This is a genomic window from Enterovibrio norvegicus (assembly GCF_002876705.1).
Classification (GTDB): domain Bacteria; phylum Pseudomonadota; class Gammaproteobacteria; order Enterobacterales; family Vibrionaceae; genus Enterovibrio; species Enterovibrio norvegicus_B.
Genome location: NZ_MDAG01000096.1, coordinates 1 through 815 on the forward strand (window position 1 = coordinate 1; position 815 = coordinate 815).

The following is an 815-nucleotide window of genomic DNA, read 5'->3' on the forward strand; positions in this document are numbered from 1 at the left end:
TTTCTCTTTGAGCAAGAAATTGTTGCTAGAGAAAAAGACGATTTCCAAGGAATAGGTAATGCCCTTTGGTTGGGGGCGTTCTTACTTTCGAAATTCAAAGACCCAGCAGATATTTCTCTTTTTTACAGGGCAAAGAACTCAAATTTTGATACTCATTGTGGTTTCGATATCGAATTCGTTTTTTGGCCACTCAAAGAAGATACAGATTCATATCTGGCCGAGAATAATCCTGAGCTTTTAAATGAGCTGGTTGGTGTTTACTTTGAATCAAACCTAAATGAATCGATCAATGAATGGTGGGGTGAACAGTTAAACCAATATCCTGATTGTATCGAAAAAGAACTACCGCTAGTTTTGTATGAACGAAATTTGTATTTCGGAGATATAGTAAAAGCGAAAGAATATCTCGATCTATGGGCTTCGCATGAACCAGAGTCAGATAGAAAACAAAGCTACCTGTATTACGCATACAAACAACTAGGTGAATTTGATAACGCTATAGGAATAGTCAAACAAAGCATAGATCTAAAAGATTCAGGTTGGGATAAAGCCAGCGCTTATAGAGATCTGCTAGAACTGTACACACAAGCAGGTGCCCCAGCACATGCTATTGAATACGTAGAGCGAGTAGATACAGAGTTTAAGAAGTTTGAAAATTGGAAACAAGCTGGCCTCGGCCATATGACAGTTAAATCTGCCTTTGAATACTCTAAGGCATGTAACGATCAAAGTACTGGTAAGAAAGCATTTAAGTATGCTGACGCATGGGGCAGTCAGGTAAGCAAGCTCCCTTTTGCAGTTCTAGAGGCAGGAAT

1 protein-coding gene is annotated in these 815 nt (G+C 39.0%); it reads left to right on the forward strand.

Annotated elements, in window-relative coordinates:
• Positions 1-815, forward strand: an 815-nt coding sequence (locus BCT27_RS25545; RefSeq protein WP_157939256.1) for a tetratricopeptide repeat protein, incomplete at both ends; no start/stop codon positions are given.